The organism is Flavobacterium sp., from assembly GCF_044368995.1.
Lineage (GTDB): Bacteria > Bacteroidota > Bacteroidia > Flavobacteriales > Flavobacteriaceae > Flavobacterium.
This window is the reverse complement of record NZ_JBIPMS010000117.1, coordinates 1-5,169: the sequence shown is the minus strand read 5'-3', so window position 1 is coordinate 5,169 and position 5,169 is coordinate 1. Positions and strand designations below refer to the sequence as shown.

The 5,169-nt window shown below is 34.2% G+C and carries 5 protein-coding genes; 4 read left to right on the top strand and 1 reads right to left on the bottom strand.

The genetic code is table 11. The features are described 5' to 3' along the window. Positions 1–78 precede the first annotated feature (78 nt). A complete protein-coding gene (locus ACIQ2I_RS07785; protein ID WP_396181857.1) occupies positions 79–948 on the bottom strand; it encodes an aldo/keto reductase family oxidoreductase in 870 nt (289 codons plus the stop codon). 210 nt (positions 949–1,158) lie between these two features. On the opposite strand from ACIQ2I_RS07785, the gene ACIQ2I_RS07780 reads away from it, so the two are divergent. From ACIQ2I_RS07780 to ACIQ2I_RS07765, 4 genes are all read left to right on the top strand, one after another. Beyond that, positions 1,159–1,617 carry a transcription termination/antitermination protein NusG gene (locus ACIQ2I_RS07780; protein WP_396181856.1) on the top strand — a complete coding sequence of 153 codons (459 nt, stop codon included), beginning with the start codon at positions 1,159–1,161 and terminating at the stop codon, positions 1,615–1,617. Positions 1,618–1,811: 194 nt separating this feature from the next. Continuing rightward, positions 1,812–2,720, top strand: coding sequence for an NAD-dependent epimerase/dehydratase family protein (locus tag ACIQ2I_RS07775; RefSeq protein ID WP_396181855.1), 909 nt, complete (start codon positions 1,812–1,814; stop codon positions 2,718–2,720). A gap of 182 nt (positions 2,721–2,902) precedes the next feature. Then, positions 2,903–3,706, top strand: coding sequence for a polysaccharide biosynthesis/export family protein (locus ACIQ2I_RS07770; protein WP_396181854.1), 804 nt, complete (start codon positions 2,903–2,905; stop codon positions 3,704–3,706). Between the two features lie 6 nt (positions 3,707–3,712). Beyond that, on the top strand, positions 3,713–5,169 hold a 1,457-nt coding region (locus tag ACIQ2I_RS07765; RefSeq protein ID WP_396181853.1), incomplete at its 3' end, for a GumC family protein.

Genomic DNA, 5,169 nt, shown 5'->3' with positions numbered 1-5,169 from the left:
GCGTTTTTTATCATAAAAACTATTTTCGTTATTATGAGCCAAGAGGTTTTTAACAAGAAGCCGTTTATTAATCATAATTTATGGAATTTGTGTTCCAATACTTTCTGTCCAAATGGCAAACCAATCTGCTACTTCCAATTCAAACCCCTGTAATTTTTTCAAGTTTTTGATACGATCAATTTGTGTAGTGCCTATAACCGGTTGAATCTTTGCAGGATGTTTTAAAACCCAAGCCAAAAGCAACAAATCATCAGAAACGCCATATTTTAAGCTTAGTTTTTGAAGCAAGTCTCTTAATCGAATGGTTTGTGGAATAACTTCTTTATATACTGATCCTAAAGGATTCCAAGCCATAGGCTGAATATTATGAAGCGTCATGTAATCCAATTCACCATTTAACATAGGTTGTAAATGCGTAGCGGAAAACGGAATTTGATTACAAGCTACGGAACTATAATTTTTAATTAAATCGGTTTGCGAAGGCGTAAAGTTAGACAAGCCAAAAGCGCGTATTTTACCCGAATTTTTAAGTTCAGAAACAGCTTCAGCAATTACTTCTGTTTCCATAAGCGGACTAGGTCTGTGTAAAAGCAATACATCAATATACTCGGTTTTTAAATTCTTTAATGAATTTTCTACACTCCAAATAATATGTTCTTTTGTATAGTCGTAATGTTTGATGCTATAGTCTCGTTCTTCACAAACTAATTTTATACCACATTTGGTAATAAATTGTACTTGATTTCTGTCAATATTCATTTCTGACCAAGCCGTTCCAAAATCGGCTTCCGTTGTATAGCCGCCATAAATATCAGCATGGTCAAATGTTGTAATTTCTTCCGTTACGCAAGTTGCTATAACTTGTTGAATGGCGTGTAAATTAAAATTTTTTCCCCATTTGCCCCAATTCATAGTGCCGGCAATTATAGATGATGTATAAAAAGACATGTTCGGTATTTTTTATAAAAATAATAAGTATTTCTTAATTATTGATAAAGATATAACTATTTGCCATTAAATTAACGGACAATTAACACCAACGACAATTAAAAAGGGCCTATTTTTTTCAGATATTCTATATATTTGATATCTTTGTAGCATAAAAAATAAAAATGAAAAGCAACTTATCAGGGGCTTTTTTTATTAAATGTATTCAAGATGGAATGGTTTGCTTTATATACAAAACCACGTAATGAAAAAAGGGTAGCCGAAAACCTTGCTGCTCTTGGTATAGAGGCCTATTGTCCATTAGTAATCACTATCAAACAGTGGTCTGATCGGAAAAAAAAGGTAGCATCGCCCCTAATTCCTTCTTATGTATTTGTAAAAATTGAGGAAGCAAATCGAAAAGACGTATTTCAAGTAGCTGGTGTCGTGCAATACGTGTTTTGGTTAGGCAAACCAGCAAAAATTAAACCCCACGAAATAGAAGCATTAAAAACACAATTGGCCGCGCCGGTGGTAAAAGTTGATATAGAAACCTGGATACCAAACACAGCAGTTCAAATTAAAGAAGGGCCTTTTAAAAACCAAATGGCTGAAGTAGATAAAATTTCGGCAAATAAGGTTACTTTGATTATAAAATCGTTAGGAATCCGATTAATTATTGCCCTTTAAAACAATTTTTTTAGTTTTTTTAACCTTATAATGGTGTTATTGCACCAAATATTCCCTTATGTTTTTTATTAATTTTCAATACTAATTAAACAAAAACAGAATTTTATAAAAAAACAAACGAATTAATTTACCACTAAAATTAAATTTCAATTCATAATTATTTGTATTTTAGCGCTCTTAATGAAAAATTTATTATGAGCCTTATTGTATTAACAGGAACCACTGGATATATTGGACAAAACCTTACCAAATATTTTAATTCAAAATCTAAAAAAAACAAGTCTATTTCGCTCCGATTTCAAAACTGGCACAAAATGATGCCATTAGAAACGGAAACTATTATTCATTTGGCGGCGATTAATTTAAATCCGCAAGATAGTGCTTTTGACGAAGAATATTTTAGAGTAAATACAGAGCTTTCGTCTAAATTATTTAGATATTTTTTAAGTTCAAACGCCAAAACGTTTATCTTTTTAAGCACGGCGGAATTAATAGATAAACAAATCTCAGAAATTACTGAAGACGCCAACGCAAATCCTACAAATCCTTTTCTTCAATCTAAATTTGATGCGGAACAGTTCATTTTGAAGCAAGTGTTACCAGAAGGGAAAAGAGCCATTATACTTCGTGTGGCGCCAGTTTATGGCAGAGAAACCAAAAGCTTGCTATACGACACGTTTAGTTTCTGTAAAAAATTCCCTTGGTTTTTTGGTGTTTTTGATACGAAACAATCTTTTTGCTATATCGACAACCTTACGGAAATTATTGCTCAAATTTCAGAAAAAACAGCGGTACCATCAGGAATTTATAATGTTACTGATAACGAGCCAATTGTAACTACACAATTGGTCAATTGGATTGCGGCCGTTTTCGACAAAAAAGCTAAAATTATTAAAGTACCTAAAGGAATATTGAGTCTTTTTGCCAAAATAGGCGATATGTTTAAATGGGAATTTAATTCTAAAAAACTTTTTGAAATTTCTCATTCCAGAATCATAAATGGAAATAAAATTAAAAATGCCCTTGAAATGAATAATATGCCTTTTGATACAGAGACGGCGGCGCAAAAAACAATTGAGTATTATGATTCAATAAAAATATAATATTGCGTTTTCAAGTGTTTCAATTTAATATTTCTAGAATTTACTATACCCAATAGCAATTTTATTCTTTGCTAAAATCTTAAAAGCGCTCCAAAAAAAACAGTTTATTCGAAATTCTTTAAAAAAAATTGGTAAAGCATTCAAAATTAATAGTTTTTTAGTTTTAAATTAAAAAACTATATTTGCAATACCAAATTTATTTTAAAGTGAAAATAAAAAAATTCATACCCGTTGTTTTTATAGTTGTTTTTATCATGAGTTTAACTTCATGTGCTACCAAAAAAGACTTGTTGTATTTGAATGGAGGTGCGCCTTCTTCCTCGTTACCCTTCAAATGGTCTGAAATGTATATTCAACCCAACGATATTATTAGTGTAAAAGTAACCACCGAGGTGCCCGAATTGGCGGTAGCTTACAATATTACAAATCCTCTACTGCAAAATAACGTGCAAGGCGCACAAATGCAGTTGCAAGGCTATTTGGTAAGCAACCAGGGCGACATTAACATTCCTGTTTTGGGGGTACAAAAAATGGCTGGTTTGACCTTAGAACAAGCCGAAAAACAAATACAAGAGTCCTTAGTCAGCAAAGGATTTTTAAAGAACCCTGTGGTGGTTTGTCGCTTGTTAAATGCTAAATTCACGGTTTTGGGCGAAGTAAAATCTCCTGGGACTTATACTTTTTTTGAAAACAATTTGACCTTATTACAGGCTTTGGGCTTGGCGGGGGATTTAACCATTAACGGCATTCGCAAAAAAGTAACCATTATACGTACTGAAAAGGGGGTACAAACCTATGGCAGTATCGATTTGACCAAGAGCGATTGGTTTACCTCTCCTTATTATTTTATTAAGCCTAATGACGTTATAATCATTGACCCGAATTCTGCTAAAGTTAAATCGGCGGGAGTAGTAGGAAATGCCGGTAATATTATTTCCATCATTTCTGTTTTAATGTCCAGTTTCTTAATTATTAAATCACTATAAGCTTTTATGCAGTCATCAGAATTTCAAGAAAATCAGGCTACTTCGATAGATATTAAAGAGCTTATATTTAAATACCTCGCTTTTTTACATTGGATTGTTTTAGGCGCGATATTATCATTTACGATTGCTTTCTTCTACCTGCGCTATTCACAAGAAGTGTACCAAGCTTCCAATGTGGTTAAAATATTAGACAACAACAATTCAGGGTTTAAAATGCCCACGGATGCGTTGTCTTTTTTTTCTAAAGGAAAAATTAATTTAGAAAACGAAACCGAGGTCTTGCAATCTTCCTTGTTGATTGAAAAAGTAGTGGACACCCTAGATCTTCAAAATCTATATTATACCAAAGGGAACATAAAGGAAACCGAAATAGGCGCTACGGCACCGTTTAGCATACATTGGACCGAACTACCAGAAAAGGTGAATGAAATAGGAATTGGCTTCTCCCTTGAATTGACACCAAAAGGATATTATATAGAGGGAAGTAAACAATTAAAAAGCTATGGAACAACGTACACCTATAAAAAACATCCCTTTTACGTACTTTTAAAAGAAGTTGCCGCTAAAAAAATAGAAGGCGATTATATAATTGTCAAAATAAAGAAAGAACGCGCCATACAAATGGTGAAATCACAATTAACGGTAACGCCAGTAGGTAAGCAAAGTGAATTGTTGCGCTTGTCGGTTTCGGCAAACCATCCTAAAAAAGCCGCCGATATTGCCAATATGCTGGCGGCAGTATTTGACCAAGACGGGGTTAATGACCGCCGATTGGTGCACCAAAAAACAGTGAATTTTGTCAACGAACGTTTTGGATTTTTATTCAAAGAATTGGATTCGATAGAAAAAGATAAAGCCAATTACAAGCAAAAAGAAAATTTGGCCAATTTTCAAGCCGATGCCGGAGTGCTTTTGGCCTCAAAATCGGGCACCAAAGGCGAATTGAATGCCGCCAAAACCCAAGCGGTATTGAGCGAAATCTTAATTGAAACCTTGGGCAAAACCAAATCCAATGAACTGCTACCTGCTAATATTGGATTAGAACAAGTGGAAGTAGCTAACATCATCGATCAATACAACGAATTGGTGTTGAAACAACAGAAATTGTTGCAATCGGTAGGAGAAAACCACCCGGCCGTGTTGGAATTGAAAGAGACCCAAAAGGAACTCAAAAAAAACATTAAGGTTTCCTTAGCTACTTACATGAAAGTGTTGCAATCTAAAATTGCGGCCATCAGCCAGATCAGTTTGGGGCAATCGCAACAATATGCCGCCTTACCGTTTCAAGAAAAGGCCATTCGTTCCATCGAGCGCCAACAAGAAATAAAAGAAGCATTGTACATCATTTTATTGCAAAAACGCGAAGAAGCTGCTGTGAACTTGGCGATCATCAATCCATCGATTAAGATGGTGGATTTTGCTAAATCAGTGGATGTGCCCATCAGTCCAAAACACGCCATTAT

Excerpts from the sequence above, each read along its gene's own strand:
- ACIQ2I_RS07785 (WP_396181857.1), bottom strand. The coding sequence starts at position 948 with ATGTCTTTTTATACATCATCTATAATTGCCGGCACTATGAATTGGGGC.
- ACIQ2I_RS07780 (WP_396181856.1), top strand. The coding sequence starts at position 1,159 with ATGGAATGGTTTGCTTTATATACAAAACCACGTAATGAAAAAAGGGTA.
- ACIQ2I_RS07775 (WP_396181855.1), top strand. The coding sequence starts at position 1,812 with ATGAGCCTTATTGTATTAACAGGAACCACTGGATATATTGGACAAAAC.